Source organism: Bradyrhizobium sp. 2TAF24 (assembly GCF_052115025.1).
Taxonomy (GTDB): domain Bacteria; phylum Pseudomonadota; class Alphaproteobacteria; order Rhizobiales; family Xanthobacteraceae; genus Bradyrhizobium_A.
Map to the genome: position 1 here is coordinate 323,927 of NZ_JBFRFW010000003.1, position 26,326 is coordinate 350,252.

29 protein-coding genes are annotated in these 26,326 nt (G+C 66.8%); 7 read left to right on the top strand and 22 right to left on the bottom strand.

The annotated features are described in order from the left end of the window. Positions 1–58 precede the first annotated feature (58 nt). Complete coding sequence (locus AB4Z37_RS07395; protein WP_441516051.1) at positions 59–763, bottom strand: YqgE/AlgH family protein; 705 nt, start codon at positions 761–763, stop codon at positions 59–61. 138 nt (positions 764–901) lie between these two features. On the opposite strand from AB4Z37_RS07395, the gene AB4Z37_RS07400 reads away from it, so the two are divergent. Together AB4Z37_RS07400 and AB4Z37_RS07405 are read left to right on the top strand one after the other, a co-directional pair. Then, a complete protein-coding gene (locus AB4Z37_RS07400) occupies positions 902–1,750 on the top strand; it encodes a protein-disulfide reductase DsbD domain-containing protein (RefSeq protein WP_441516052.1) in 849 nt (282 codons plus the stop codon). 167 nt (positions 1,751–1,917) lie between these two features. After that, positions 1,918–2,403: a peroxiredoxin gene (locus AB4Z37_RS07405; protein ID WP_441516053.1), complete on the top strand. Its 486-nt coding sequence runs from the start codon at positions 1,918–1,920 to the stop codon at positions 2,401–2,403. A 148-nt stretch (positions 2,404–2,551) separates the two neighbouring features. Here AB4Z37_RS07405 and rnhA read toward each other — a convergent pair whose 3' ends face one another. From rnhA to ispH, 3 genes are read right to left on the bottom strand one after another with little or no spacing between them, the layout of a single operon-like run. Beyond that, a complete protein-coding gene (rnhA, locus tag AB4Z37_RS07410) occupies positions 2,552–3,001 on the bottom strand; it encodes a ribonuclease HI (RefSeq protein WP_441516054.1) in 450 nt (149 codons plus the stop codon). Next, positions 2,998–3,975: a homoserine kinase gene (locus AB4Z37_RS07415; RefSeq protein ID WP_441516055.1), complete on the bottom strand. Its 978-nt coding sequence runs from the start codon at positions 3,973–3,975 to the stop codon at positions 2,998–3,000. Before AB4Z37_RS07415 ends, rnhA begins: the two co-directional genes overlap by 4 nt. Before the next feature lie 6 nt (positions 3,976–3,981). Next, on the bottom strand, positions 3,982–4,956 hold the full coding sequence (ispH, locus tag AB4Z37_RS07420) for a 4-hydroxy-3-methylbut-2-enyl diphosphate reductase (RefSeq protein ID WP_441516056.1): 975 nt from the start codon (positions 4,954–4,956) through the stop codon (positions 3,982–3,984). 215 nt (positions 4,957–5,171) lie between these two features. On the opposite strand from ispH, the gene AB4Z37_RS07425 reads away from it, so the two are divergent. Further along, the gene (locus AB4Z37_RS07425) at positions 5,172–5,870 is read left to right on the top strand and encodes a DUF1013 domain-containing protein (protein WP_441516057.1); all 699 of its coding nucleotides are present in this window, start codon (positions 5,172–5,174) and stop codon (positions 5,868–5,870) included. A gap of 220 nt (positions 5,871–6,090) precedes the next feature. Here the strand turns inward: AB4Z37_RS07425 and AB4Z37_RS07430 are convergent, their stop codons facing one another. The 4 genes from AB4Z37_RS07430 to AB4Z37_RS07445 are packed head-to-tail and all read right to left on the bottom strand — an operon-like array spanning position 6,091 to position 9,494. After that, positions 6,091–6,900, bottom strand: coding sequence for a MetQ/NlpA family ABC transporter substrate-binding protein (locus AB4Z37_RS07430; RefSeq protein WP_441516058.1), 810 nt, complete (start codon positions 6,898–6,900; stop codon positions 6,091–6,093). 27 nt (positions 6,901–6,927) lie between these two features. After that, positions 6,928–7,704, bottom strand: a complete 777-nt coding sequence (locus AB4Z37_RS07435) for a MetQ/NlpA family ABC transporter substrate-binding protein (RefSeq protein WP_441516059.1) — start codon at positions 7,702–7,704, stop codon at positions 6,928–6,930. Between the two features lie 25 nt (positions 7,705–7,729). Beyond that, positions 7,730–8,395, bottom strand: a complete 666-nt coding sequence (locus AB4Z37_RS07440) for a methionine ABC transporter permease (protein WP_441516060.1) — start codon at positions 8,393–8,395, stop codon at positions 7,730–7,732. After that, the gene (locus AB4Z37_RS07445) at positions 8,385–9,494 is read right to left on the bottom strand and encodes a methionine ABC transporter ATP-binding protein (RefSeq protein ID WP_441516061.1); all 1,110 of its coding nucleotides are present in this window, start codon (positions 9,492–9,494) and stop codon (positions 8,385–8,387) included. Before AB4Z37_RS07445 ends, AB4Z37_RS07440 begins: the two co-directional genes overlap by 11 nt. A 368-nt stretch (positions 9,495–9,862) precedes the next feature. Here AB4Z37_RS07445 and AB4Z37_RS07450 point away from each other — a divergent pair, with 368 nt between their 5' ends. From AB4Z37_RS07450 to AB4Z37_RS07460, 3 genes are all read left to right on the top strand, one after another. After that, positions 9,863–10,837: an aliphatic sulfonate ABC transporter substrate-binding protein gene (locus tag AB4Z37_RS07450; protein WP_441516062.1), complete on the top strand. Its 975-nt coding sequence runs from the start codon at positions 9,863–9,865 to the stop codon at positions 10,835–10,837. 25 nt (positions 10,838–10,862) lie between these two features. Continuing rightward, positions 10,863–12,269 (top strand): FAD/NAD(P)-binding protein, encoded by a 1,407-nt coding sequence (locus tag AB4Z37_RS07455; RefSeq protein WP_441516063.1) that lies wholly within the window; start codon positions 10,863–10,865, stop codon positions 12,267–12,269. Positions 12,270–12,545: 276 nt separating this feature from the next. Then, positions 12,546–12,755: a cold-shock protein gene (locus tag AB4Z37_RS07460; protein WP_441516064.1), complete on the top strand. Its 210-nt coding sequence runs from the start codon at positions 12,546–12,548 to the stop codon at positions 12,753–12,755. A gap of 159 nt (positions 12,756–12,914) precedes the next feature. Here the strand turns inward: AB4Z37_RS07460 and AB4Z37_RS07465 are convergent, their stop codons facing one another. From AB4Z37_RS07465 to AB4Z37_RS07515, 11 genes are all read right to left on the bottom strand, one after another. Beyond that, positions 12,915–13,571, bottom strand: coding sequence for a DsbA family protein (locus AB4Z37_RS07465; protein WP_441516065.1), 657 nt, complete (start codon positions 13,569–13,571; stop codon positions 12,915–12,917). 118 nt (positions 13,572–13,689) lie between these two features. After that, positions 13,690–13,956 (bottom strand): hypothetical protein, encoded by a 267-nt coding sequence (locus tag AB4Z37_RS07470; protein ID WP_441516066.1) that lies wholly within the window; start codon positions 13,954–13,956, stop codon positions 13,690–13,692. Between the two features lie 128 nt (positions 13,957–14,084). Then, a complete protein-coding gene (locus AB4Z37_RS07475; protein WP_441516067.1) occupies positions 14,085–15,995 on the bottom strand; it encodes a propionyl-CoA synthetase in 1,911 nt (636 codons plus the stop codon). Between the two features lie 164 nt (positions 15,996–16,159). Further along, complete coding sequence (locus AB4Z37_RS07480; protein ID WP_441516068.1) at positions 16,160–16,396, bottom strand: hypothetical protein; 237 nt, start codon at positions 16,394–16,396, stop codon at positions 16,160–16,162. Between the two features lie 130 nt (positions 16,397–16,526). Then, positions 16,527–17,942: a tetratricopeptide repeat protein gene (locus tag AB4Z37_RS07485; protein ID WP_441516069.1), complete on the bottom strand. Its 1,416-nt coding sequence runs from the start codon at positions 17,940–17,942 to the stop codon at positions 16,527–16,529. A gap of 76 nt (positions 17,943–18,018) precedes the next feature. Continuing rightward, the gene (locus AB4Z37_RS07490; protein WP_441516070.1) at positions 18,019–19,266 is read right to left on the bottom strand and encodes an RNA polymerase sigma factor; all 1,248 of its coding nucleotides are present in this window, start codon (positions 19,264–19,266) and stop codon (positions 18,019–18,021) included. Positions 19,267–19,280: 14 nt separating this feature from the next. Next, a complete protein-coding gene (locus AB4Z37_RS07495; RefSeq protein ID WP_441516071.1) occupies positions 19,281–19,631 on the bottom strand; it encodes a YciI family protein in 351 nt (116 codons plus the stop codon). A gap of 124 nt (positions 19,632–19,755) precedes the next feature. Beyond that, positions 19,756–20,142, bottom strand: coding sequence for a DUF1850 domain-containing protein (locus tag AB4Z37_RS07500; RefSeq protein WP_441516072.1), 387 nt, complete (start codon positions 20,140–20,142; stop codon positions 19,756–19,758). Between the two features lie 10 nt (positions 20,143–20,152). Then, positions 20,153–22,294 carry a TRAP transporter permease gene (locus tag AB4Z37_RS07505; protein WP_441516073.1) on the bottom strand — a complete coding sequence of 714 codons (2,142 nt, stop codon included), beginning with the start codon at positions 22,292–22,294 and terminating at the stop codon, positions 20,153–20,155. Positions 22,295–22,516: 222 nt separating this feature from the next. Then, positions 22,517–23,464, bottom strand: coding sequence for a TAXI family TRAP transporter solute-binding subunit (locus tag AB4Z37_RS07510; protein ID WP_441516074.1), 948 nt, complete (start codon positions 23,462–23,464; stop codon positions 22,517–22,519). Between the two features lie 171 nt (positions 23,465–23,635). Beyond that, complete coding sequence (locus AB4Z37_RS07515; protein WP_441516075.1) at positions 23,636–24,133, bottom strand: hypothetical protein; 498 nt, start codon at positions 24,131–24,133, stop codon at positions 23,636–23,638. A 129-nt stretch (positions 24,134–24,262) separates the two neighbouring features. Between AB4Z37_RS07515 and AB4Z37_RS07520 the strand changes: the two genes are divergently transcribed. Then, positions 24,263–24,679 carry a DUF1330 domain-containing protein gene (locus AB4Z37_RS07520; protein ID WP_441516076.1) on the top strand — a complete coding sequence of 139 codons (417 nt, stop codon included), beginning with the start codon at positions 24,263–24,265 and terminating at the stop codon, positions 24,677–24,679. Positions 24,680–24,704: 25 nt separating this feature from the next. Here the strand turns inward: AB4Z37_RS07520 and AB4Z37_RS07525 are convergent, their stop codons facing one another. The 3 genes from AB4Z37_RS07525 to AB4Z37_RS07535 form a co-directional block, all read right to left on the bottom strand. Then, positions 24,705–25,694, bottom strand: coding sequence for an NAD(P)-dependent oxidoreductase (locus AB4Z37_RS07525; RefSeq protein ID WP_441516077.1), 990 nt, complete (start codon positions 25,692–25,694; stop codon positions 24,705–24,707). 121 nt (positions 25,695–25,815) lie between these two features. After that, on the bottom strand, positions 25,816–26,043 hold the full coding sequence (locus AB4Z37_RS07530) for a hypothetical protein (RefSeq protein WP_441516078.1): 228 nt from the start codon (positions 26,041–26,043) through the stop codon (positions 25,816–25,818). A 22-nt stretch (positions 26,044–26,065) separates the two neighbouring features. After that, entirely contained in the window at positions 26,066–26,326 is a 261-nt protein-coding gene (locus AB4Z37_RS07535) for a hypothetical protein (protein ID WP_441516079.1), read from the bottom strand.

Below are 26,326 nucleotides of genomic sequence, written 5' to 3' on the forward strand. Positions count from 1 at the left end.
TCACGCCGGAGCGCGGCGCCAAAGCCATGCCGCCGATGAGCGCCGGCGGCATGGGATATCAGGCGTGGCCGGCTTCGCTCGACAGCGTCGCGAGATCGATGCCGAGCTTGCTCAGCGCCCGCTGATATTTGTCCGCGACGTCGGTGCCGAAGATCAGATCGGAATCCGCGTCGCAGTGCAGCCAGCCATTGTCCTGGATCTCGCTCTCGAGTTGGCCCGGAGCCCAGCCGGCGTAGCCGAGCGCCAGGATGGCATGACGCGGGCCCTTGCCGGTGGCGATCGCCTTGAGGATGTCCAGCGTCGCCGTCAGGCACACGCCGTCGTCGATCGGAAGCGTCGCGTTCTTGATGAAGAAGTCGCTGGAATGCAGCACGAAGCCGCGGCTGGTCTCCACCGGCCCGCCCTTCATCACCTGCATGTTCTCGGCATCGGCCGGCAGCACGGTGAGGCCGGCCTTGTCGATGATCTCGAGCTGCAGCAGCAACTCCGAGAAGTCGATGCTGCCGGCCGGCCGGTTGAGGATGATGCCCATCGCGCCTTCCGACGAGTGGGCGCAGACATAGATCACCGAGCGCGCAAAGCGCTCGTCCTCCATCACCGGCATGGCGATCAGGAGTTGACCATCGAGATAGCGGCGGGCGTGTTCGCCCGCGGCATCCGACAGGTCGGCATGATCGGCATCCGGCAGCGCGATATTGCTGTCTTTTCCGGGCCCTGAAAGGCCGGTCTTACCGGCCTTCGGCCTTTTGGCGATCCTGTCCATCGGCAGAGGGCTTTCTCTGTTCCTGGCCATCCTGATATTGGGTGCTGGCCCTGTCAATCAACCGTGAACGACGCTCCACGCAATTGGATCACAACCAATTCAAGTGTTTCACGCCGTTCGGGATTGTAAAGACGTCACATGGTCGTATCGGTTCCAATCCGCCCCCGGATGCGATGGGCGCACGCGGTCCTCGCCGTCTGTGTCGGCGGGCTCGCCGCGACCTCTGCTTTTGCGGAGGACGCCTCGCCCTGGGTAAAGGACCAGCACTCCTCGGTCCGGCTGGTCGCCGGATCGCGCACGGACGGTGTGCTGCTCGGCGGCATTGCGTTCAAGCTCCAGGACGGCTGGAAGACCTATTGGCGCACGCCCGGCGACTCCGGCGTTCCGCCCCGGTTCGATTTCGCCGGTTCGGACAACGTTGCGTCGGTGAGCGTGCTGTGGCCGGCACCGATGCAGTATCCGGACGGCGCGGGGGGAACGTCGTTCGGCTACAAGCACCAGTTGCTGCTGCCGCTACGGATCATGGCAAAGCAGCCTGACAAGCCGGTGACGTTGCGCGCCACGATCAGCTATGCGGTCTGCGAAAAGCTGTGCGTGCCGGTCGAGGCCAGGAGCGAGCTCGCGTTCACCAGCAGCGCGAGCGCCGAGGATGCCGAACTGATGGCCGCGCTGCAGACCGTGCCACAGCCGGCCCGGGTCGGCGACGACAATGTGCTGGCGGTGCGCGGGGTCTGGCGCGAGGGCGACAAGGTGCTGGTGGACGTCACCGCCCCGGCGAACACCGAGACCACTCTGTTCGTCGAGGGGCCGACCCTGGACTGGGCGCTGCCGCCCCCGCAACTGGTCGACAAGTCCGGGGACGGCCGGCAGCGGTTCTCGTTTGCGCTCGAAGGGCTGCCGTCCGGCACTCGCGCCGAGGGCGCGGTGCTGAAGCTGACCCTGGTCGGTGCCGGCCATGCCTACGAGATCGACGCCACCCTCGACTGAACCACCCGCACTGCGCTCCGTGACGGGTGGCGCGCCCGGGATACCGCGCTGTGATTGCGCCAGATGACAGCCATGATATGACTGCCTCCCCATCGTCCACTTGCGTCTTTTCGCACCCGCAAGATCACCCATTCGGGACTGCGGGCCACGCGTCCAGGGAGCTCCATATGACCATCAAGATCGGCGACCGCCTGCCCGACGTCAAATTCCGCATCATGACCGGCGAAGGCCCGCAGGTGAAAACCACCGACGACGTCTTCAAGGGCAAGACGGTCGCTCTGTTCGCCGTTCCCGGCGCGTTCACCAACACCTGCCACAAGATGCACCTGCCGAGCATCACGCTCAATGCCGACGCCATGAAGGCGAAGGGCGTCGACACCATCGCGGTGACCTCGGTCAACGACGTGTTCGTGATGAAGGCGTGGAAGCGCGACACCGACCTCGACAACAAGACCGAATTCCTGGCCGACGGCAACGCCGACTTCGCCAAGGCGATCGGCCTCGAGCTCGACGCCTCCGGCAACGGCCTCGGCATCCGCTCCAAGCGCTATTCGATGCTGGTCGAGGACGGCGTGGTGAAGAAGCTCAATGTCGAGCCGAACCCGGGCGCCGTCGAGGTGTCGGGCGGCGACACCCTGCTCGGCCAGCTCTGAGCAAGCTCAAGGCGTCATTCCGAGGCGTCGCGCCAGCGACGACCCCGGAAGCCGGGCCGCAGAAGGTACTGCGCTTCGAGATTCCGGATAGCCGCTCAAGCGGCTTCCGGAATGACAGGATAGGTTCTGCTGATAGATGCGGCGGCGGTCAGCGGATCGCCGCCAGCCCTTCGCGGGCGAGCTGATCGACACGCTCGTTCTCGACATGGCCGGCATGGCCCTTGACCCAATGGAAGCGCACCTCGTGCTGCTTCAGCGCGGCATCCAGCCGCTGCCACAGGTCGACATTCTTCACCGGCTTCTTGTCCGCGGTGCGCCAGCCGTTCTTCTTCCAGCCGTGAATCCAGCTGGTAATGCCCTGGCGCACATACTGGCTGTCGGTGGTGAGGTCGACCACCGCCGGACGCTTGAGCGCCTCCAGCGCCGAGATCGCCGCCATCAACTCCATGCGGTTGTTGGTGGTGTCGCGCTCGCCGCCCTTCAATTCCTTCTCCTGCTCGCCGTAGCGCAGCAGCACGCCCCAGCCGCCCGGCCCGGGATTGCCCGAGCAGGCGCCGTCGGTGAAAATCGTCACATGCGGCCGCGCCGTATCGCTCATGCGCCCGCTCCCGTCTCGATGCCGTAGTCGCCGATGCTGTTGACGCCCTGATGGAAGCGCAGCTTGCGCAGGTATTCCTGCGGATCCTTCGGCTTGACCAATGCACCCGGCGGCACGTTGAGCCAGTCGACGAAGCGCGTCAGCAGAAAGCGCATGGCCGCCCCCCGCGCGAGCAACGGCAGCGCGTTCTGCTCCGCTGCAGACAGCGGCCGCACACGGTTGTAGCCGTTGAGGAAGGCACGCGCCTTGGTGACGTTGAAGGAGTGATCGATCTCGAAGCACCAGGCGTTGAGGCAGATCGCGACGTCATAGGCGAGGATATCGTTGCAGGCGAAATAGAAGTCGATCAGGCCCGAGAGCTGCTCGCCGAGGAACAGCACATTATCGGGAAACAGGTCGGCATGGATCACGCCGGTCGGCAGCGTCCGCGGCCAGGCGTGCTCGAGATCGTCGAGCTCCCTGGCCAGCAGCGCCCGCGCGCCGGCCTGCAGCTCGTCGGCCCGCGACTCCACGGCAGCGAACAACGGCCGCCAGCCCGCCAGCGACAGTGCGTTCGGCCGCGTCATGGTGAAGTCGGCGCCCGCCAGATGCATTTGCGCAAGCGCGCCGCCGACAGCGGCGCAGTGCTGCACGTTCGGCCGGCGCGGCCACACGCCCTCGACGAAATCGATGATCGCCGCTGGACGGCCGGCCAGCGTGCCCAGCGCCTCCCCGCCCCGCGTCAGCACCGGCTGCATGCAGCGCAGGCCGTGACCGGCGAGATGGGTCATGAGGCCGAGGAAGAACGGCAGGTCGCGCGCGTCGACCCGCTTCTCGTACAGCGTCAGGATGAAATAACCGCGTGAGGTGTGCAGCAGGAAGTTCGAGTTCTCGACGCCCTCGGCGATGCCCTTGTAGGACAGCAGATCGCCGATGTCGTAGCGCGACAGGAACTCCGCGAGCTCCTCGGCGGACACGTCCGTGTAGACCGCCATGAAGATTTACTCGACGGCGGTGGCTTGCCGCAGCGGACGCGGCAGCGGGAAGAACTCGGTCTCTTCCGCCGCGGTCACGGTCTCGACGCTCAGCTGGTAGTGCTCGGCGAACGCGCCCATGATCTCCTCGACGATCACCTCGGGCGCGGACGCGCCGGCGGTGATGCCGAGACGGGTGATGCCGTCGAACATGCTCCAGTCGAGCTCCGCGGCGCGCTGCACCAGCACCGCGCGCGGACAGCCCTCACGCTCGGCGACCTCACGCAGGCGCTGCGAGTTGGACGAGTTCGGCGAGCCGACGACGACCATGGCGTCGACGAGATGCGCCACCTTCTTGACCGCGAGCTGGCGGTTGGTGGTGGCGTAGCAGATGTCTTCCTTGTGCGGGCCGGCGACGCCGGGGAAGCGCGCCTTCAGCGCCGCGACGATCTCGGCGGTGTCGTCGATCGAGAGCGTGGTCTGGGTGATGTAGGCGAGCTTGGACTCGTCCTTCGGCTCGAACGCGGCGACGTCCTCGACGGTCTCGATCAGCGACACGGCGCCGGCCGGCAGCTGGCCGAGCGTGCCCACCACCTCGGGATGGCCGGCATGGCCGATCAGGATGATCTCGCGGCCGCGCTTGAAATGGATTTCAGCCTCGCGGTGCACCTTGGTGACCAGCGGGCAGGTGGCGTCCAGTGAAAAGAAATTCCGCTTCTCCGCCTCGCTGGGAACTGCCTTGGGCACGCCATGGGCTGAGAACACCACAGGCGCGTCGGTATCCGGAATTTCCTCGAGCTCCTCGACGAAGATCGCGCCCTTGGCCCGCAGGCTCTCCACCACATAGCGGTTGTGAACGATCTCGTGCCGGACATAAACCGGGGCGCCATACAGCGCGAGTGCCCGTTCCACCGTATCGATGGCCCTGACCACGCCGGCGCAGAAGCCGCGAGGAGAACAAAGGTAGACCTTGAGGGTCGGTTTGGCTGGCTGAGAGGGCATTTTTATCCCGGAATCTGGCCGGAAATGGCTAGTACGGAATTGGGCCGCTCTTGTGTCCGTGTCAAGGCCGATCGGCCCGGGAAACCGGCTCGCAGACACGCAAACCATTGCAATTTTGCCCTCCGAGGGACTATATAAGCGCCAATTCCCGTCATCGCTGATGACCAATGGTTTCGCCCCCAAGACCGCTGGGCGAAGCACGAAGGAGATTTGCCATGAGCAACGCCCCGCTGATGCCGAAAGCGACTGCCGTGTGGCTCGTCGACAATACCGCCCTGTCGTTCGATCAGGTCGCCGACTTCTGCAAGATGCACGTGCTGGAGATCCACGCCATCGCCGACGGCGACGCGGCCCAGGGCATCAAGGGCATGGACCCGATCTCGTCCGGTCAGCTCACCCGCGAGGAGATCGAGAAGGGTGAGAAGGATCCGGACTACCGCCTCAAGCTCGCCGAATCCAAGGTTCGCCTGCCGGAGGTGAAAAAGAAGAAGGGCCCGCGCTACACCCCGGTGTCGCGCCGCCACGAGCGCCCGAGCGCCATCCTGTGGCTGCTGCGCAGCCATCCGGAACTCAAGGACGCGCAGATCATGCGCCTTGTCGGCACCACCAAGACCACGATCCAGAGCGTGCGCGACCGCACCCACTGGAACGCGTCGACGCTGACCCCGATGGACCCGGTGACCCTCGGCCTGTGCTCACAGATCGACCTCGACTTCGAGGTCCAGCGCGCCGCCAAGGAGAAGCCCGCGGTCGAGCAGTACGGCGGCGCTACCCTGCTGCCGGCCTCCGAGACCACCCGCAAGGACGCCGAGCCGGAGCACAGCGCGAGCCAGGACGATCTCGACGACGCTGCGGTGTTCGCCAAGCTCAAGACCATCGGCGGCAAGAAGCACGACGACGAAGACGAGGAGTGAGCGGCGGGCGGTCCCAGGGATCGCCACTGCACCGTCTCCGGGCGCGCATCATGGGCGCCGCCCTCATCCGATGAATATCATGATGGCCGGGCTCGTCCCGGCCATTTTCTTTGACAGAGCGACAAGACGTGCGCCCAAAAATGGATCACCGGGCCTCGACGTTTCGTCGGCGGCCCGGTGATGATGCTGAAAGACAAAGCGACCGCTTCGTGAGCCCGCCTCACCACGCCGGCAGCACGGCGCCCTTGAACTTGGTGAGAATGAACTCCTTGATCTGCGGCGTCTGGTAGCTTTCCACCAGCGCCTTGACCCAGGGCTGATCCTTGTCGGCCGCGCGCACCGCGATCAGATTGGCGTAGGGGCCCTTGGGATCCTCGCGCAGGATCGCGTCCTTCACCGGATCGAGCCCTGCCTGCGTTGCGTAGTTGGTGTTGACGGCGGCGACATCGACGTCGTCGAGGGTGCGTGGGGTCTGCGCCGCATCGATCTCGGTGATCTTGAGCTTCTTGGGATTGTCGACGATGTCGGCGACGCTCGGCTTGAAGCCGACGCCGTCCTTGAGCTTCAGCACGCCCTTGTCCTGCAACAGCAACAGCACGCGCCCGCCATTGGTCGGATCGTTCGGAATCGCGAGCGACGCGCTCTGCGGCACCGCATCCCAGCTCTTGTATTTCTTCGAATAGAGCCCGATCGGAAAGTTCACGGTGTAGCCCACCGCCTCGATCCTGTAGCCGCGATCGGCCTTCTGGTTGTCGAGATACGGCTTGTGCTGGAACGAGTTGGCCTGCAGTTCGCCGGCCTCCAGCGCTGCGTTGGGCACGACATAGTCGGAGAACTCGATGATCTGGATGTCGAGGCCCTTCTGCGCCGCGATCGGCTTCACCGCCTCCATGATCTGCGCATGCGGTCCGGGCGTGACGCCGATCTTGATGGTCTTGCGGTCCTGTGCCGAAGCCGCAGCGGCGGCGCCGAGCAGGCCGATCGCCAGCGCACCGGCAGCAATCGACTGGATGAGATATCTGCGCGTCATGGCATGATCCTTATGAGTTTCGTCCGCTCACCAGGTGGCGATGTAGCTGCCCTTGAAGCGGGTGTCGAGGAACTGGCGGACCGGCTCGGAATGATAGGCCGCGATCAGCTCCTTGACCCAGGGCTTGTCCTTGTCTTCCTCGCGCACCGCCAGGATGTTCACCCATGGGCCTTCCGCACTCTCGCGCGCCAGAGCGTCCTTGGCCGGATCAAGGCCCGCCTGCACCGCATAGTTGTTGTTGATGGAGACGAGGTCGACATCCTGCAGCGAACGCGGCAGCTGTGCCGCGTCAAGCTCGACGAAGCGCAGCTTCTTCGGGTTGTCGATGATGTCGGCGATCGTCGCGGTGACGCCGACACCATCCTTGAGCTTGATCAACCCGTGCAGCGCCAGGATCTGCAGGCCGCGCGCGCCGTTGGTGGGATCGTTGGCGATCGCGACGGTGGCGCCCTGCGGCAGGTCGGCGAGCTTCTTGACCTTGATCGAATAGACGCCCTGGGGCGAGGCGATGGTGGTGGCGACCTTGACGATCTTCCAGTTGGTCTTGGAGATCTGGTTCTTGAGGTACGGCTCGTGCTGGAACGAGTTCGCTTCGATGTCCTTCTGCGCCAGCGCCTGGTTGGGAATGACATAGTCGGTGAACTCGATCACCTTGATGTCGAGGCCGCGCTCGGCGGCGACCTTGCGCACCACGTCCAACACTTCGGCATGGGGGCCGGCGGTGACGCCGACACGGATGGTCTCGGCCTTGGCGACGCCGATCAGCGCGGCGAGCGCGACAACGGTTGCGGTGACGATACGCATGATTGGCAGGTCCTCGTGACGGAGATCAAGAACGGCGGGAGCGCTTGTCGAGCCGGCGCGCGAGAGTGTCGCCGATGCTCTGCACGCCCTGCACCAGCGCGATCAGCACCAGCACCACGACGAGCATGACGTCGGGCATGAAGCGCTGGTAGCCATAGCGGATGCCGAGGTCGCCGAGGCCGCCACCGCCCACCGCGCCGACCATGGCGGAGTAGCCGATCAGGCTGACGAGGGTGAGGGTCAGCGCCAGCGTGACCGCCGGCAGCGCTTCGGGCAGCAGCACCTTGCGCACGATCTGCAGCGGGCTGGCGCCGAACGCGCGCGCCGCCTCGATCAGGCCCTGGTCGACCTCGCGCACCGCGGCTTCGACGACTCGGGCAATGAACGGCACCGCCGCGATGGTCAGCGGCACGGTGGCCGCCGCGGTGCCGATCGAGGTGCCTGCGATCAGCCGTGTCAGCGGCACGATCGCGACCACCAGGATGATGAACGGCGTCGAACGGGTGGCGTTGACCACGAGGCCGACGAGGCGGTTGGCGACCGGCGCGGGCAACAGCTCGCCGGCGCGGCTGGTGGCGAGAAAGATGCCGAGCGGCAGGCCGATGAGCGTGCCGAACAGGCCGGCCAGCGCCACCATGCGCAAGGTGTCGAGGGTCGACCAGCCGATCATGGCCAGAAGTTCAGGCGACATAGCCGAGCTGCTCCACGGTGTTGCCGCCGGCCGCGAGCTGGGCGGCGATCTGCGTCACCTGCTCGGGCAAGGCGGGAATGGCGACGATCAGGGTGCCGAACGGATGACCCGAGATCATCTCGACCTGGCCATGTAGGATATTCACATCGACATCGAATTGGCGGGTAAGCTGCGACAGCAGCGGCTGGCTTGCCTCATGGCCGCGGAACGACAGCCGCAGCACGGCCTGGCCGCCTGTGGCCGGCCGCTCCGCGACGAGCTGGTCCTGCAGCCATTCCGGCACATGACTGCCGGTGACCGAGCCGACGAAACGTTGCGTCACCTCGTGGCGCGGCGAGGCGAACACCTCGAAGGTCGCGCCTTCTTCAACGATGCGTCCCTGCTCCAGCACGGCGACGCGATCGGCGAGCGCCTTCACCACCGCCATCTCGTGGGTGATGAACAGGATGGTGAGGTTGAGGTCCTTGTTGATCCGCTTGAGCAGCGCGAGAATCTGGTCGGTGGTTTCGGGATCGAGCGCCGAAGTCGCCTCGTCCGACAGCAGCACTTTCGGACTGGTGGCGAGCGCACGGGCAATGCCGACGCGCTGCTTCTGACCGCCCGACAGCTCCGACGGATAGCGATCACGCTTGTCGGCTAGGCCAACCATGTCGAGCAGCGGCAGCACGGTCTTGGCGATGTCGCGCTTGGCGACGCCGGCGATCTCCAGCGGCAGCGCGATGTTGTCGAACGCGGTGCGCGACGACAGCAGGTTGAAGTGCTGGAAGATCATGCCGATCGAACGGCGCGCGGCGCGCAGCCCACGCTCGTCGAGCGCGGTGATGTCGGTGCCGTTGACCACGACGCGACCGTTCGTCGGCCGTTCCAGGCCGTTGATGAGGCGGATCAGCGACGACTTGCCGGCGCCGCTGCGGCCGATGACCCCGACGATGGCGCCATCGGGCACCACGAGATTGATGTCGCGCAGCGCCACCACCGCCGCGCTGTCGCCGCGCGCCGCATAGGTCTTGCCGACCCCTTCGATCTCGATGCCCGCCGCGATCTGGCGGGTCGCAGTCTCCACAGGCACCCCCGTCTGTCGGGGCCAAGGCGCATTCATCGCGGAACCGGCTTTCGTCGTCTGACGCTGGAAATGGCGGATTTATTGCTGTTCTTCGCTTATCCAGAAACAGTTGACGCTGCAATGCACCCAAGCCACAAAGCAATACAACGACTGCGGTTTTTGCCGCAGCGATCAATTTCTTTCAAGCAGTGAACAGCCGGCAACGCGCGTATCCTACGCACATATCCGGCGATTTCAGCACCTGCGCAGTCGCCGTGCAAACGGTGCTCGCAGCGGCTCTTCCCCGCCCAAAATACCGCGAGGGGCGCATTTTCCAGCAACGCGCGCCCGCACAGGACAAACCTGCCCGCGGCTCGGCCCAAAATGGCAACTCAGTCTCGCAGGCGTCACTTAGAGTTGCGGCCATGATCATCCGCTATGCCCGTACTCTTCTCGCCGTCTGGTTGCTTCTCTTTGGCGCTTCGCACACCGCTGCTTTCGCCGACAGCGCCAAGCCCGCCGATCAGATCCGCATCGGCCTGCAGAAATCCTCGACACTGATCGCGATCCTGCGCGCCAATGGCGAGCTCGAGAAGGCGCTCGCGCCGCTCGGGGTCAAGGTGTCGTGGCACGAGTTCTCGAGCGGCCTGCCGCTGCTGGAATCGCTCGGCGTCGGCAACCTCGATTTCGGCGCCGACGTCGCCGACACCGTGCCGATCTTCGCGCAGGCCGCGGGCTCGAAGCTGGTCTATGTGGCGGAGGAAAGCGCCTCGCCCGCGGCGCAGGCCATCCTCGTCGCCGGGAATTCGCCGATCGCATCGCTTGCCGATCTCAAGGGCAAGACGGTCGCCGTCACCAAGGGCGCGGGCAGCCACTACCTGCTGCTCGCCGCGCTTGGCAAGGCCAGCCTCACCTTCAAGGACATCACCCCGGCCTATCTTGCGCCGGCCGACGGCCGCGCCGCCTTCGTCACCGACAAGGTCGCGGCCTGGGTGGCGTGGGATCCGTTTCTCACCAGCGCGCAGCAGCAGTCCGGCGCACGCGTGCTCACCGATGGCAGCGGCGGGCTCGCGAGCTACAAGCGCTACTATCTCGCCTCCGAAACCTTCACGGATCGCCGCGACGACGTGCTAAACGTCGTGTACGCAAAGCTGCGGGACACCGGCGCATGGGTGAAGGCACATCCGAAGGAGGCGGCGAAGCTCCTGGCCGATCTCTGGGGCATCGACGCGGCAACGGTCGAGACCGCCAATGGCCATCGCAGCTACGGCGTCGGCGCGGTGACGCCGGACAAACTGTCCGAACAGCAGAAGATCGCCGACGCCTTCTTCAGCGAAGGCCTGATCCCGCGCAAACTCGACACCGCGGCGGTGAGAATCTGGACACCCAAAGCGCCGTGACAGCAGTGCGCGGCGCAGTGCCAGCATGACACAGCATCCATCGGCGGCGCGCGCGGCCGTCGCGATCATCGGCGGCGGCGTCTCCGGCGCCAACGTGGCGCTGGCGCTGAACCGGCTGGCGCCGGGCGCCTTCGACATCGTCGTGATCGAGCCGCGCGACGCGATCGGCCGCGGCCTCGCCTACAGCAGCGAAGATCCAGCCCACCGCATCAACGTGCCGGCGTCGCGGATGGAGACCGATCCCGACGACCCCGAGCATTTCGTCCGCTGGCTGACTGCCCGCGACATCGTGCGCACCGATCCCGGGGCGTTGTTGCCGGATGGCCGGCTGTTTCCCAGCCGCCATGCCTATGGCAGCTATGTCAGCGGCCAACTGTCGGCGATCGCCGGCCTCGTGCATCGGCGCACCCGCGCGACCACGGTCAGGCGCGTCGATGGCCGCTATCACGTCGCGTGCGCCGATGGCGGCACCGTGGTCGCCGACACCGTGGTGCTGGCGATCTGCCATCCGCCGCCGACCATTCCCGCAGCGCTCACGTCCCTCGCCGGCACGCCGCGCCTCGTCGCCAATCCGTGGGCAACGGGCGCATTCGACGCCATCGCGCCCGACGAACGGCTGCTGATCGTCGGCACCGGGCTGACCATGGCCGATATCGTGGCAACGCTGGAGCGGCGCGGCCATCGCGGCGCACTGACGGCGATCTCGCGCCGCGGCCAGCGCTCCAAGCCCCACACCACGCAGCCGGCGGAGCCTTATGGCGACTTCCTGTCACCGCCGCCGGCGACCGCGCTCGCGCTGCTGCGCCGCATCCGGGCGACCCTCGCGTGCGCCACCGCCGAAGGCCTGTCCTGGCACGCGGTGCTGGATCAGGTTCGCCTGCAAGGCAGCGACATCTGGCGATCCCTGCCGGTCAACGAGCGCCAGCGCCTGCTGCAGCATCTGCGGCCGTTTTGGGACACGCACCGCTTCCGCCTTGCACCACAGGTGCACGACGTGCTGGAGCGCCGCCTGCATGACGGTGCACTGAGCATCGAGGCGGCTTCACTTCGCGGCGTGCGCGATTGCGGCGATCACCTCGACGTCACGCTGCAGCCCCGCCACGGCGCAGCGCCGCGCCTGCTGGCGGTGGACCGCATCGTGCTTGCGACCGGCCCTGCCCATGGCAGCCTGTTCCGCGACGACATGCTGCTGCGGCAGATGCTGCAGGACGGTCTCGCTCGGCCCGACATCCATGGCCTTGGAATGGCGGTCGACGACAACAGCCGGGCGATCGACGCCGATGGTGCGGCACAACCGCGCCTGCTGGTCGCAGGGCCGCTGGCGCGCGGCACCTTCGGCGAACTGATGGGCGTGCCCGACGTCGTACGGCAAACGCGGCGCGTGGCCGAGATGGCCATGCATGTGCCGGCTTCGTCGAGCGGCCGACGGTGAAGGCACGCCGGCGCAGCGCCGAAGCCGTGGCCTGAAGGTCTCTCGCTCCGCAGATCTCTCATTCACGACAGGAACCGCCTTGCGGCGCGCAGGTGATTCGCGCGTCTTGCTTTTTCGGTCCATATCGCCTATATGGTCCGCATTCGACTACGAGCTCTGCCTTGTTGAGCGCGCCCATTTGAGGGCTCTTTTCCCAAGACATCGCTGCAAATCGGATGGAACCCGCATGACATTCATGCGGGCAGCATGCGCATATTCGCGCCTTGGAGAAGACACATGTCGACTGGAACTGTGAAGTGGTTCAACACGCAGAAGGGCTTCGGCTTCATCGAGCCGAGCGATGGCTCGAAGGACGTGTTCGTTCATATCAGCGCGGTTGAACGCGCCGGCCTGAGCACGCTGAACGAAGGTCAGAAGGTCTCGTACGAGCTCAAGACCGACAAGATGCGCGGCAAGGTCAGCGCCGAGAATCTCAGCCTCTCCTGATCCGGCGGCCACATCGGGATCACCGCGGATGTACCGGGATCCCAGGCTGCCAGAGAGGCTTCGCTGACGACGTCCTCACCCTCCGGGTGAGGACGTTTTTATTTGGTTCGCTGGATCTGCCTGCCGGCGGCACGACGGAGAACACGGCCCCGCTCGCCTTTATTTCGCCTTCGGCTGCTGCTTCGCCATCGCCCGCGCATCGGCGATCGCCCGCTTGAACATCGCGGCATCGAGCACGCCCGGCACACGGAAGGTGCCGATGATGAACGACGGCGTCGAATTGAAGCCGAACGCCTCGGCCTGGTCATTGTTGCGCTTGAGCAGCGCCTCGATGTCGTCCTTGTGGGCCAGCATGTCGGCCTCGGCCTTGGCGACGTCGACGCCGGCCTTCGCCAGCGTCTCGCGCAGGGTCGTTTCGGTGAGCCGGCCCTTGGTCGTCATCAGCGCCTTGTGGCTCGCGTCATACTTGTTCTGGTAGCGCGTCGCCAGCACGAGACGGGAGGCGAGGCCCGACGGCGGACCGAGGATCGGCCACTCCTTCATCACCAGGCGGACCTTGCCGTCCGCCTTGACCACCTCAGCCAGTTCCGGCGCCAGCTTCTTGCAGTACGGGCACTGGTAGTCGAACCATTCGACGATGGTGATGTCGCCTTCGGGATTGCCCATGGCGGGGATCTCGGGATCGCGCAGCACTTTCTCGCGCGACAGCACGTTATCGGCTTCCTCGGCACTGACGCTGCCGGCGCCGAGGGCCATCACCAGGCCGACCAGCGAGGCCGCCACCGCCCGCCGCAGCGTTGCCAGTTCAAACATCATGTTGCCCCGTTTTATCAGTCGTTCCGGTTGTGGACCCGGACGCCGAACGGCGACGGGGCATGGAGGGTGGGAAGCACAGGACGGCCGGCACGGCAAGCGGCGGCACCGCCGCTCACTGTTATTTATTGTCCATCATGTAGTCCTGGATCTTGCGCAGGTCGCGCTTGCCCTGCTGCGCCTGCAGGGTCACGACATGGTCACGATCCCTGCGGCAGGCGACATAGCCGTCCGAACCGGGCTTGAAGCCGCGGGACTGGCAGTAGGCGTCGTCGTCGGGAACAGCGGCGGCGGCCTGCGGCCGGTCTTCCTGCTGCTGCGCGCAGCCGCCGAGCAGGATCCCGGTCAGGGCGGCGGCGAGCAGGATGAGGCGGCTGGGTCGGGTCATGTCGAATCCATGGCAGGGTCGGTATCAAGGGTCGGCGGGCGCGCCGACTTTCGAACCAAAATCATGGATTTGTAAAGGCGGCCGGCCGCGGTTCGCGCCGCCGGAGCCCCTTGGTGACACGGCCAGACCTAGCCACCGATCCCCTTGCCCTTCAACGCCTGGCCGATCTCGCCGAGAACTGCGGGATCGTCGATGGTCGCCGGCATGGTCCAGCTGTCGCCGTCGGCGATCTTCTTCATGGTGCCGCGCAGGATCTTGCCCGAGCGCGTCTTCGGCAGCCGGCCGACGGTGATCGCAAGCTTGAACGCCGCCACCGGCCCGATGCGTTCGCGCACCAGCGCGATAACCTCGCGTTCGATCTCCATGGGCGGCCTGGACACGCCGGCCTTCAGCACCAGGAAGCCACAGGGCACCTCGCCCTTGAGGGCGTCCTTGACGCCGAGCACGGCGCATTCGGCGACGTCCGGATGGGAGGCCAGCACCTCCTCCATGCCGCCGGTGGAGAGACGATGACCGGCGACATTGATGATGTCGTCGGTGCGACCCATCACGAACACATAGCCGTCGGCGTCCTTGTAGCCGGCGTCGGAAGTCTTGTAGTAGCCGGGAAACTCAGTGAGGTAGGCTTCGCAGAAGCGCTCGTCCTGCTGCCACAGCGTCGGCAGGCAGCCGGGCGGCATCGGCAGCTTGATCACGATCGAGCCCATGGTGTTGGCGGCAACGGGCTTGGCCGCCTCGTCGACCACGTCGACCTGATAACCCGGCATCGGCACCGTGGGGGAGCCGTGCTTGACCGGCAGCAGCCCGAGCCCGACCGGGTTGCCGGCGATGCACCAGCCGGTCTCCGTCTGCCACCAGTGATCGACCACCGGCACCTTGAGCTGGGCCTCCGCCCATTCCACCGTCGGCGGATCGGCGCGTTCGCCGGCGAGGAACAGGGTGCGGAACCGCGACAGATCGTAGTTGCGGATGAACGTGCCGTCCGGATCGTCCTTCTTGATGGCGCGGAACGCGGTCGGCGCGGTGAACAACGCCACCGCCTTGTGCTCGGCGATCACCCGCCAGAACGCGCCGGCGTCGGGGGTGCCGACCGGCTTGCCCTCGTACATGATCGAGGTCGCGCCATGGAACAGCGGCGCATAGACGATGTAGCTGTGCCCCACCACCCAGCCGATGTCGGAGCCGCACCACCACACCTCACCCGGCTTCACGCCATAGAGGTTCTCCATCGACCACTTCAGCGCCACCGCATGGCCGCCATTGTCGCGCACCACGCCCTTGGGCACGCCGGTGGTGCCGGAGGTGTAGAGGATGTAGAGCGGATCGGTCGCCTTCACCGGCACGCAGGGCGCGGCCTTGCCGGCGGCCAGCGCCGCGCGGCGCAGCTCGGCCCAGTCGTGGTCGCGACCGGCGACGAGATCACAGCGCTCCTGCGGGCGCTGCAGGATCAGGCAGGCGGCGGGCTTGGTGTTGGCGAGCGCGATCGCCTCGTCGAGCAGCGGCTTGTATTTGACGATGCGGCCAGGCTCGAGGCCACAGCTCGCCGACAGGATCAGTTTGGGCTGCGCGTCGTCAATGCGGGTCGCCAGCTCCTTGGCGGCGAAGCCGCCGAACACCACCGAATGCACCGCGCCGATGCGCGCGCAGGCGAGCATCGCCACCATCGCCTCCGGCACCATCGGCATGTACAGCAGCACGCGGTCGCCCTTGGCGACGCCAAAATCCTGCAGCACCGCGGCTAGCGTCTTCACCTCCTCCAGCATCTCGCCATAGGTCAAGGTCGACACCGTGCTGGCGAGCGGCGAATCGTGGATCAATGCCAGCTGGTTTGCCCGGCCGTTCGCGACCTGACGGTCGAGCGCGTTGTGGCAGGTGTTGAGCACGCCGTCGGGAAACCAGCGGCCATAGACCCCTTGATCGGGATCGAAGATGGTGTTGGGAAACTCGAACCAGTCGATGTCGCGGGCGGCCTCGCCCCAGAACCCCTGGGGATCGCGCATCGCGCGCGCATAGACCTCGTGATAGCGGCTGGTAGTCATGGCGTTTCCTCCCGAAGGCTCGTTCGCGCGGCCCCGCGGCGGAGCCTGATTTTGGCCGCCATTGTCACGGGAACCGACGTCAGTTCAAGCCGAAAGGACATGGCCATTGGTATGAGCCGTAATCCGCCAGCGCAGGCCCGTTCCGTGCCTCGCGAAACGCGGGGTCAGCGCGGCGGGCCGCAGCGACGCAGCCGCAGCGCGGCGAGGTGTTTCTCGTAGAGCGCCAGCCAGCGCCGTTCCGCCGGAGAGCGCCACTCGTCGGCGTTCAGGCTGACGAATGCTCCGGGTTCGGCGATGGCCGCCTCCAGGCGGACAAACTCCGCGGTCTCGGCGAAGTCGAGGCCGACCAGCACGCGACGTCCCTGCGCATCCATCCCGTAGCTATCGTCGCCAGTGCCCATGGCGACACTTGAGAAGCGGGGGGCGGCATCGTCAACGTCGTTCCGATCTTAACCTAACCGGTCAACGTTAAGGGCGCCGGACGGGTAGCATGGTGGCTGTGCGCCATTGGAAAGCCGCGTACACCGCGCGTCAATTCTCCGGCGCGATCGCACGCAATTCCGCGAGCCGCTTCTCCATGGCGAGGCGGACATCGTAGTTCGGCTTGCCGAACGACGCGTTGCGCGCCGCGATGAAATCGCGTTGCGCCCTGCGCAGCGCCGCCGCCGTGCGCTCGTCGGCGGCCTTCACTGCCCGCGCATAGGTGACGTCGAGATCGCGGTCGAGCCGGCTCAGTCCGGCATCGGCACAGATCACCTTCTCCACCGCGCGGCGCGCCGTGGCGCAATCGAACGCTGGCCGTGTCGCAGGTGCCGTTCCCACGGTCGCGGCCACGGCAGCAGCCTGATCCGCCGTCCTGGCCGCCCCCTGCAGCGGCATCCGGGCGCCGATCCGCTCGATCTCCAGCGCCAGCGATTTGCGGTTGGCGACCGTCGCCGCAAGCTGCGGATTGATTCGCAGCGCGGCGTCGAAATCCGCCAGCGCGCGCACGCGATCACCCTTTTTGCGCCACACGACGCCGCGGTTGGCGAGGGCGAGCACGAAGGCCGGATCGAGCCGCAACGCAGCATCATAGTCCGCCAGCGCGCGATCGAGATCATCCTTGAACTGGTAGGCGTCCGCCCTGTTGGTCAGGAAACTGGCCTTCGGCCGAAGCCGGATCGCCTCATTGTAATCGGCGATCGCCTTGTCGTAGTCACGCTGGCCGGCATAGGACAGACCGCGGTTGTCGAAATATTCCGGCACCGTCGGATCGATGCGGATCGCCTCGCTCTGATCGGCGAGCGCAAGATCGCTGCGTCCGAGTTTCTGGTAGGCGGCGCCGCGATTGGTGAAAGTCCGGGCGCGGGAGGGATCGAACCGGATCGCCGCATCATAGTCCTGCACCGCGGCGGCAAGGTCGCCCTTGAAGTAGTAGGCGGCGCCACGATCGGACAACGCCTGGGCATCGGCCGGGTCGAGACGAAGCGCCTCGTTGTAGTCGGTGATGGCGCGGTCGAACTGGTGCATGTTGTTGAAGACGTTGCCGCGCCCGCCGAACGCCTTGGCATCGTTGGGATCGAGCCGGATGGCCGTGTCGAAGTCGGTCAGCGCCCGCTCCAGGCTGCCGGCGTACCTCCGCATCTCGCCGCGCAGGCGGTAGGCGCGCGCACTCGTGGCGTCGAGCATGATGGCGCGATCGAGATCGCCCATCGCGTTCGCGGTCTGGCCGAGATGGTCGAACGCGACGGCCCGCACCAGCAGCGCCGCGACCCGCACAGCGTCTGATGCCGCCGGCGCATCGATGACCGCGGTGCAGCCGCCGATCAGCGCGTCCGGTGCCACCTTGCTGCCATCCACGCAGGCCACCGCATCCGCCGGCGGCTCGGCGCGGGCCGGACAGGTCTCGAACGCCGCGAGTGCGACGAGGACTGCCCCCCATCGGTAAACCGCAGCGATCGACCTCATTCCGCGCTCCGCTCCCTGCCGTGCAACCGGATTGTCGCCCGCGGACGCCCACCGGTTCAAGAGGCGGTTAGCGCTGCTATCCTCCACCCGCCTCGAGCTCAGCCAAGCGCCTCGCCAGCCAGCGCCGCTCGGGTTCCAGCCGGACGAGAGCGAGCGCCGCGCGATAGGCATCGCGCGCCGCATCGCGACGTCCGAGCCGGCGCAGCAGGTCGGCGCGCACCGCCGGCAGCAGGTGGTAGCCGGCGAGCGGTTCGCGCGCGGCCAGCGCATCGACGAGATTGAGCGCCTTCTGCGGGCCGTCCACCATCGACACCGCGGCGGCGTGATTGAGCGCGACCACCGGCGACGGATTGAGCCGCAGCAGCACCTCATAGAGGCCGACGATCTGCGGCCAGTCGGTGGCCGCAAAATTGTCCGCCTGGGCATGCAGCGCGGCAATCGCCGCCTGCACCGCATAGACGCTGGGAATCCCGGGCGCGCGCAGTGCCGCGTCCACCAGCGCCGCGCCCTCGGCAATCCGATGTCGATCCCAGCGCGAGCGGTCCTGGGATTCCAGCTGGATCAGATCCCCCTCCGCCGACGCGCGGGTGACGCGCCGGGCATCGTGCAGCAGCATCAGGGCGAGCAGTCCGGCCACCGCCGGGCGCTGCGGCATCAATGTCCTGAGCAGCCGGCCGAGCCGGATCGCCTCACCGCAGAGATCGGCGCGGGTGAGGTCATCGCCCGTGGTCGGCGCGTAGCCTTCGGTGAACACCTGATAGACCACCGCCAGCACGCCATCGAGCCGCTCGCCGAGCTGATCGGCCTCAGGCGTCTGATACGGAATTCTGGCGACACGGATCTTGGTCTTGGCGCGCACCAGCCGCTGCGCCATCGTTTCCTCGCTGACCAGGAACGCGCGGGCGACCGCGTCCGTGGTCAGGCCGCACACCGCGCGCAAGGTCAGCGCCACCTGGGTTTCCAGATTGAGCGCCGGATGGCAGCAGGTGAAGATCAGGCGGAGCATATCGTCGTCGAGCACGCCGTCGCTGTCCTCCGGCGCGGCTTCACTGGCGATGGCCGCCTCGATCTCGAGCTGGCGTTGCTTCTCGCGATAGGCGACGCGGCGGCGCACACGATCGATCGCCTTGTGGCGCCCGACATTGACCAGCCAGGCGCGCGCGTTGGACGGCACCCCGTCTTGCGACCATTGCTGCAGGGCGGCGGCGAACGCTTCCTGCAGACCCTCCTCGGCCAGTTCGAAATCGCCGACGAGGCGGATCAGGGTCGCGAGGACCCTGCCCGCCTCATCACGGAACACGCGCTCGATCGGATGAGCGCTCACGCAAGCCGCCTGCTTCACATCACCGGCCAGATCGGCCGCACCTCGATGGCGCCGGTTCGCGCGCCGGGAATGCGCGCCGCAATCGCGCTGGCCTCATCGAGATCCTTGGCCTCGACCATGTAGTAGCCGCCGAGCTGCTCGCGGGCCTCGGCGAACGGCCCGTCGGTCGTCAGCGTCTTGCCATTGCGGACCCGAACCGTGGTCGCCATGGCGGAGGGCCGCAGGCGCTCGCCGCCCTTGAAATGGCCGCTCTGGATGATGCCTTGCGTGAAGGTGCCGTACTCGGCGGTGGTGGCGGCCATTTCCGCTTCCGGACGCGCCGCGTTCTCGGCTTCATTCTGATAGATCAGCAACAGGTACTGCATGGGGTCGCTCCATGGTTGACGAGCAGGATAGCTCAGCAATCAGTCGAACGGGCCTTGGCCGGATCGACAGCGCCGCGAATTTTTTCTGCTTTTTTTATCCCGGGCCTGGAACCCGCTCTCCCCCTCAAGGGGAGGCTGCGGTGGCGCAGGCCCGAACCACCGCGGTGCCCATGCCGACCGGGTGGCCCAGGATGTCCGGCAGGGCCCGGCAACTGCCGCCGGTGCAGATCCGCCATTCGCCCGCCGCCCCGGAATTGCCCAGCACCAGTTCCGGTAGAGCCGCGACTTGCGGCGCCCAGCGCCACCAGCCGTCAACCAGATGCGCCTCCGGCGGCGGCTCCATGCCGGCGCCGGAGCCTTTCACCCGCGCCGCGACGAGGCGCAGCGCGCCGCCGTCGATCCGCCAGTCCTCCTGCCAGTCGACCTTCTCGACCGAATGCGTCCACACCAGCGTGAAGACGGAGACCTGCAGCACCGCGGTGACACCGGCGGCGGCGAGGCAGAGACCCAATGCCGCCCCCTCAGGCCGCGACCGGCTCGGCGCTCTCGCGCTTGCGCCACTGCCAGGCGACGACCAGCGCGCCGATCACATAGCCGACGGCGTCACTGTAGGCGAACTCGCCGAACAGGCAGATCGCGGCAGCAAAAGCCACGACGCGTTCCAGCACCGACAGGCGAGTGAACAGGAAGCCGATTGCCACGATGCCGAACAAGCCGATCGCCGCCAGCGCCTTGACGGTGGCGTAGACCACCGCGCCGTAGAAGCCGAGCTGCAGCGCCATCGGGTCGCCGTCCTGCAGCATCAGCGCCGGCGAATACACCGCGATGAACGGGATGACGTAGCCTGCGAGCGCGATGCGCATCGCCTCCCAGCCGATCTTGTCGGGATTTTCCTTGGCGATCGGCGCCGCGGCCAGCGCAGCCAGCGCCACCGGCGGCGAGAGATCGGCCATGATGCCGTAGTAGAACGCGAACATATGGCTGACGATCAGCGGCACGCCGAGCTTGGCGAGCGCCGGCGCCGCCAGCGCCGCGGTGATGATGTAGGTCGGGATGGTCGGGATGCCGGTGCCGAGCAGGATCGACAGGATCATGGTCAGCACCAGCGCCAGGAACAGGCTCTTGTCGCCGAGCCCGATCACCCAGCTGCCGAAAATGGTGCCGACCCCGGTCTGGGTCATCATGCCGATGATGGTGCCGACAATGGCGCAGGCGATGCCGACCGTGAGCGCCGCCTTGGAGCTGTCGGCAAGCGAATCGCGGCAGGACGCGAGCGTGGCGCGGCCGCCCTTCGTCACCAGGCAGGCCAGCACCAGCGCGCCGATCACTCCGGCGACAAGGCGGATGTCGAGCCCCTGCCGCAGCAGTGCGCCAACGACGAGCGCGAGCCCAACCCAGAAGATGCTGCGCAGCAGCTGGCCGGGCAGCCCGAGCGCGATGCTGGCGCCGAGGATCAGGCCGACGGTGAGCGACAGCCCCATGGTGCCGGCATAGAGCGGGGTGAAGCCCTCGAACAGCATGTAGACCAGCGCCGCCAGCGGCAGCACCAGGAACCACTTGTCGCGGAGCGCCTTCAGCACGCTCGGCATCTCCGAGCGCTTCATGCCCTCGAGGCCATGCTTGCCGGCTTCGAGATGCACCATCCAGAACGCCGAGGCGAAATACAGGATCGCCGGGATCACCGCGGCCTTGACGATGACGGCGTATTCGACGCCGAGCGTCTCGGCCATGATGAAGGCGACCGCGCCCATCACCGGCGGCATGATCTGGCCGCCCATGGAGGCGGTGGCCTCGACGCCGGCGGCGAAGGCGCGGCGATAGCCGAAACGGATCATCAGCGGAATGGTGAACTGGCCGACCGTCACGACATTGGCGACGCCCGAGCCCGAAATCGTGCCCATCATGCCGGAGGAGAACACCGCGACCTTGGCCGGGCCGCCGCGGGTGCCCCCGAACAGGCCCAGCGAGACATCGTTGAACAGCTGAATCATGCCGGCGCGCTCCAGGAACGAGCCGAACAGGATGAACAGGAAGATGTAGGTCGCCGAGACATAGATCGGCACGCCATAGAAGCCCTCGGTGCCGTAGGACAGGTGGCCGATGATCTGGTCGAAGCCGTAGCCACGGTGGTTGAGCGGCGACGGCAGGTACTGGCCGAAGAACCAGTACAACAGGCACGCGCCGCACATCAGCGGCAGCGCGAGGCCCATCATCCGCCGCGTCGCCTCGAAGATCAGGATCACCAGCAACGAGCCGACGACGAGATCGAGCTGCGACGGATCGCCGTCGCGCAGGATCAACTCCTTGTAGAACAGCCACTGGTAGAGGCCGCAGAAGAAGCCGACCGCCCCCACCAGCCAGCCGGCGGCGCGCCCGGCATTGCTCTTCGCCGTGTAGTTGCCGATCAGGCCAAAGGTCAGCAGCAGCAGGAAGCCGACATGAACGCCGCGCACCACCTGGCTCGGCAGCACGTTCCAGGCGGCGATCACCAGCTGGAAGACGGCGAAGGCGATGCCGATGGCATAGGCGAGCCGCCCCCACCAGGTCGGGCCGAAGCCGTCGGGAAAGCCGTGCTCGAAATTGTCCAGCTCGACCTTCACCGGCCCGGCCGGTGCATGCGCGTCCGCCATCTCAGTGCCCCGCATCCGAAGTTCGTGATACATCGCGGCGCACTCCTGCACGAACTTCGGATGCAAGAGGGGCACCGGTAGGTCTATGATTCTAGTGCCGCTTTTCGATCTGAAGGTCCTGGGAGGAGCTTGCGGCCAGTGGTGCAGGAACTTCAGATCGGCGGCACTAGAATATCCCCTGCCCTGAAAGCGCCGCGCCCCGTTGCCGGGGCGCGGCGGTCAGTCTGCCCGCTGACGCGGGCGTCATGGGCGCCCCTACTTGAGGACGCCCTTTTCCTTGTAGTAGCGGATCGCGCCGGGGTGCAGCGGCACCGGGCTGCCGCTCGCGGCGGTCTCGAGCTTGATCTCCTTGCCGGCGACATGGGCGTTGGCAAGCTCGGGCAGCCCTTCGAAAATGATCTTGGTCATCTGGTAGACGAGATCGTCGGACACCGCCGAGCTGGTGACGAGATAGTTGATCACCGCGGCGGACGGCACGTCGCTGTCCTGGCCGGTGTAGGTCTTGGCCGGGATGGTCACGGCGACGAACGGCGGGCCGATCTTCTCGACCGTCTCCTTGGGGATCGCCACCACGTTGATCGCGGTCGAGTTGCTGAGGTCGCGCAGCGAAGCGACGCCGAGGCCCGCCGACTGCAGCGTGGCGTCGAGCTGGCGATTCTTCATCAGGTCGACCGATTCGGCGAACGGCAGATATTCGACCTTGCCAAGCGTCTTGTAGCTCATGCCGGCGGCGGCGAGGATCGCGCGCGAATTCAGCTCAGTGCCTGATTTCGGCGCGCCGACCGAAAGACTGCGGCCCTTGATGTCGGCGAGGGTCTTGATGCCGCTGTCGGCGGTGGCGACGAGCTGGATGTAGTTGGGGTAGATCGCCGCGATGGTGCGCAGCTTGCCGAGCTTGGCCTTGAAACCCGCCTCCTCGTCGCCATCCCATGCCGCCTTCAGCGTGTCGCCGAGGGTGAAGGCGATCTCGCCACCGCCGCGCTCGATCAGAATGACGTTCTCGACCGACGCCTTGGTCGCCTGCACCTGCGTCTTCACGTTCGGGATCTTGTCGCCGAAGATCTTTCCGATCGCGACGCCGAGCGGATAGTAGACGCCGGAGGTGCCGCCGGTCAGCACGTTGATGAACTGCTGCGCGGACGCGGCCTGCGCCGACATCAGCAGCACGGCGGCCGCCGTCGCGGCGAGCCATTTCGATGGCATGTGATTTTGCTCCCCAGTCACGGGGCGCAAGCCTAGCGGAAGAGGCCACCTGGTTGACATATGCACGGTCTGCGGCAGGACGCCGCACGCGCGCCGGCAGCAGATTGGCGGGAGCGCTGCAACCAGCGCACGTCACCGCACGACTTCAGAGAGCGATGGTTCAGCGGAAGGTTATTCGAACTTCATGTCGATGCAGCGCTGCACGTCCGGCTGGTTGCCGCCGATGGCAACCGTGAAGCACGCTTTCGCCGCCAGCTTGGTGTTGTCGCTGGCCCACATCACATAGCCGCCCGGGCCGAAGAACGAGTTGGTGTTGGGGCCTTCGGTCTCGGCGCCGTCGAAGGAGTAGCTGGAATCGGTCGTGAAGATCCGCTCCTTCTTCTGGCAGTTGCCGCCCTCGGTCTGGATCTGGATGAAATCCTTGTTGTCCTTGGTGACGATGATCGAAGCCGCGCAGCGGAAATATTCCGATGTCCTGGTGTTGAAGATGTAGGCAAAGGAGCGGCAGGTCGAGGTCTGCAGCTTGCCGGCGCTGAGGCCGCGGCCGCAGGAGATACGCTGGTTGCTGCTCAGGCGGATATCATCCGCGGCGACCGCCACCGAGACCGACGCGGCAGCCAGGCACGCCACGGACACGGCAAGCGACAGGGTTTTCAGAGATACGGACATCCACCAGCTCCCAAGGCTCGTCAGCGGCGGCACGATAGCGGGACGGGCACCGAAGAGATAGCGGGAAATTCGTCGGTCGCCACGCTAGGATCGGTGGGCAACAACAATACGAACCGGGAGACCAGCACGATGAGCGGCCATATCGACCCGACCAAGGAACGCTATCAACTGTTCAGGGAGCTGCCACGCACGGGGCCGATTCATATGCTCAACCTGGTGCGCTTCCGCACTGAAGCCGCCTATCCCGACGGCCGCAAGGCCACTGGCGCCGAAGCCTACGCCGCTTATGGCCTCGACAGCGGCCCGGTGTTCAAGCGGCTCGGCGGCAGCATCGTCTGGCGCGGCACCTTCCAGTTCACCCTGATCGGGCCGGCCGAGGAGCGCTGGGACGAGGTGTTCATCGCCCAGTATCCCAGCGCGGAAGCCTTCATCGAGATGCTGCGCGATCCGGTCTACCGCGAGGCGGTGAAGCATCGCCAGGCCGCGGTGGAGGACTCCCGGCTGATCCGCCTCAGTCCGGCCGAAACCGGCACGCATTTCGGCTAGGTTGGTGCGCTCCTGGTCCGCGCGGTCACGCCCGCGCGGCGGGCGCGCGCGACCATGCGGCCGCATTGACCGCGCCGTCGGGAATTGCACCGCGCAGGATCGCCTCGACCTGCCGCACGGTGTCGAACGCCTGCGCCTCGGCGGCCTGCGGTGTCAGCCCGCCGATATGGGGCGTCGCGATCACGTTCGGGCAGGCGGCGAGCACGGGCGACGGCATCTGGTCGGGTGCGCGGCCAACATCCATCGCCGCACCCGCGATGCGTCCCTCGCGCAGCGCCGCGGCGAGCGCTGTTTCATCCACCAGTTCGCCGCGTGACAGGTTGACGAGGCAGGCCTCGGGGCGCATCCGCGCCAGCGCCGCCGCGTCGATCATGTTGGCGGTCTCGGGCGTGGCGACCGCGAGGCAGATCACATAGTCCGAGCGCGCCAGCAACTCGGCCAGCGCGACGTGCGCGACCGCAGGATCGTCGATCCGCGCGTAGGGATCGGTGACAAGCACGCGCAGGCCGAGTGCGCGGAGCAGCGGCGCCAGGCGGCGCGCGATCGCGCCATAGCCGATCAGGCCTGCGGTGGCGCCGGCGAGCTCGCGGCCCATGCGGACCTCCGGGGACCGGCCGGCCTGATAGTCCGCGGTGGCGCGCGAGATGCCGCGCGACAGATCGACCAGGAAGCCAACGGCAAGCTCGGCCACCGCGGTCATGAAGCCGGGATTGGCCCGCGTCACCAGCACGCCGGCGGCGCTCGCGGCCGCGACATCGATGTTGCGGATATCCACCGCGACACGCAGCACGGCGCGCAGCGCCGGCAACTGCTGGAAGGACATGGCGGGGATCGCGGTGGCGCGGTCCGCGACAATGAGGTCGACACCGTCGGCCGCGGCGATCAATCCCGCCGGATCGAGCGGCTGCTCGCCCTCGTGCAGGCGCACCTCCGCGAACGCGCGCAACGCCGCGAGCGCCGGCTCGCCATAGTACTGCCGGCGCGCCTGCGGCGTGTGGGTGAGAAGCAGTTTCACACAGGACCTCGGGGACCGCCGACCGACTCACGGCCGCTTGTGAGGCCGCACCTTAGGAGACGACGACAGCCGCCAGCAAGCAACACCGCGACTCCCGACGGCGCCCCGCGACGACGCCTTCTTACTCCCGAGGGTCGCGGGTCGGTTCGCTCGGGCCGCGCTGCAGCGGCGGATGCGGACGGGCGAGCCCGGTCACGCCGGGCGGCTGTTCAGTAGAGGCGGTCCGCACCTCGACGCGGTTCAGCGTGGTGATGAGCGCGAGCGCGACAATCGCCACCATCAGGATGGCGAAGGCCATGATGGTCAGATGGGCATTGCCGAGGTTGGGCGGTCCGGGATCCTGGGTCATCGGACGGCTCCCTGTCTCGATCTCACCAGTGGGCCGGCTGTTCGCTTTCGGCTGTCCGGATCGGCACGATCACAAAACCGCGATTGGTCACGACCAGCGCCACCGCCACCAGCGCCAGAAGCGCGATCGCCGCGGCGAGATCGAGGTAGCGGGGATCGCGCAGATGGTTGTTGATGTCATCGTCCGTGACGATGCACTCCTCTGCGGAAGCAGGGGGGCAACGCACGGGCGGCGGACCGGGTTCCGTCATGGCCGACAGACGCGCCGGAACCGCCCTGCGCAA